The 1896-nt window shown below is 69.9% G+C and carries 1 protein-coding gene; it reads left to right on the top strand.

Annotation, left to right across the window (positions count from 1 at the left end; all coding sequences use genetic code 11):
* On the top strand, positions 1-1896 hold a 1896-nt coding region (locus GA0115234_RS21035), incomplete at both ends, for an AMP-binding protein (RefSeq protein ID WP_141718449.1).

Below are 1896 nucleotides of genomic sequence, written 5' to 3'. Positions count from 1 at the left end.
GGCGTGCTGAACGACGCCCTCTCGCTGGCCGGGACCATGGACCTCACGGCCGGTTCCCGCATGCTTTTCGCCACCTCCGTGAACTTCGACGTGTCGGCCTTCGAGGTGTTCAGCGCGCTGAGCGTCGGGGCCACCGTGGAAGTCGTGCGCGACGTGCTCGAACTCGGCGAGCGCGACAGCTGGGAGGGCAGCGTGATCAGCGCCGTGCCCTCGGTCTTCGCCGAGCTGGTGGATGAGATCGCCGACCGGACCAGCGTCGAGACGGTCGTCTTCGCCGGAGAGGTGCTGACCTCGTCGTTCGTGGAGCGGGTACGGGTCGCGCTGCCCGGCGTCCGCGTGGTCAACGGTTACGGACAGAGCGAGAGCTTCTACGCGACCGCCTTCGAGCTTCCGCCCTCCGTACCGTGGAACGGTACGGGCAACGCGCCCATCGGCCGGCCGTTGGGCAATATGCGGACCTATGTGCTGGGTCCTGGTTTGGCTCCGGTTCCGGTGGGTGTGGTGGGTGAGTTGTACGTGGCGGGCGCGGTGGGCCGTGGGTATCACGGCCGTCCGGGGCTGACGGCCGAGCGGTTCGTGGCGGATCCGTTCGGGCCCGCGGGTGAGCGCATGTACCGCACCGGCGACCTGGTCCGATGGACGGAGGCCGGCGAGCTGGAATGCTTGGGCCGTGCCGACTCCCAGGTCAAGCTGCGCGGGCTGCGGATCGAGCCCGCTGAGATCGAGGCGGCGCTTCTCGCTCACCCGGGCGTCGACCAGGCCGTGATCGTGGTCCGCGACGGCCGGGGTGTGGGCAGCAAGCAGCTCGTGGGTTACGTCGTGCCGACGTACGGCGTCGATTCCGGTGATCCGGATTTGCGTGCGGGTGTGGACGTGGCCGAGGTGCGGAGGTTCGTGGGCGCGCGGCTGCCCGAGTACATGGTGCCGTCGGCGTTGGTCGTGCTGGACCGGATGCCGCTGGATCTGAACGGCAAGGTGGACCGTTCGGCGTTGCCTGCTCCGGAGTTCTCCGCGGGGGAGTACCGGGCGCCGCGTAAGCCGGAGGAGGAGATCCTCGCCTCGGTGTTCGCGGAGGTGCTGGGCCTGGACCGGGTGGGCGTCGACGACGACTTCTTCGCGGTCGGCGGCGACAGCATCCGTTCGATCCAGGTCGTCGCGCGGGCCCGGGCACGTGGTATTGAGGTCACTCCGCGGCAGGTCTTCGAAGCGCGGACGGTGGCTGAACTGGCTGCCCGGGCCCGGGCAGGGGCGGCCGTGGTGCCGCGGGCCCTGGCGGAGTTGGAGGGCGGTGGAGTGGGCTGGCTGCCGCTGCCCCCGGCAGGCGCGTACCTGATGGATCTGGGGGGCAGCACCGACAGGTTCTCGATGTCCATGACGGTGGACCTGCCGGAGGGGATCGACGCGAACGGGTTGGCCGCGACCCTGCGCACAGTGCTGGACCGGCATGACGTGCTGCGCTCGCGCCTGGTCACTGAGGACGGTGTGTGTGGCCTCCGGGTGGGTCCGTCGGGTGTGGTGCCGGTCGACGGGCTGATACGCAGGGTTGCTTGTGACGGTCGTTGGGATGCGTCGGGGTGGCGTGAGTCGGCCGCCGTCGAACTGAACGCGGCGATGGGAAGGTTGGACCCGGTCGCCGGTGTGATGGCGCAGTTGGTCTGGTTCGACGCAGGTCCCTCGGTGCCCGGGCGGCTGTTGTTGGTTCTGCATCATCTCGTGGTCGACGGGGTTTCCTGGCGGATCCTGCTGCCGGATCTGGCGGCGGCATGGGCGCAGGTGCGTGAGGGTGAGGTCGTGGAGCTGCCGCGGGTGGCGACCTCGGTCCGCCGCTGGACCCACGCCTTGGTGGAGGAGGCCGCGAGGGACCGCCGAGCTGCCGAACTGTCCCTGTGGCAAAGG

The organism is Streptomyces sp. DvalAA-43, assembly GCF_900091725.1.
GTDB classification, from domain to species: Bacteria; Actinomycetota; Actinomycetes; order Streptomycetales; family Streptomycetaceae; genus Streptomyces; species Streptomyces pulveraceus.
Note: the sequence above shows the minus strand (reverse complement) of the source record. Positions and strands in the feature narration are given on the sequence as shown.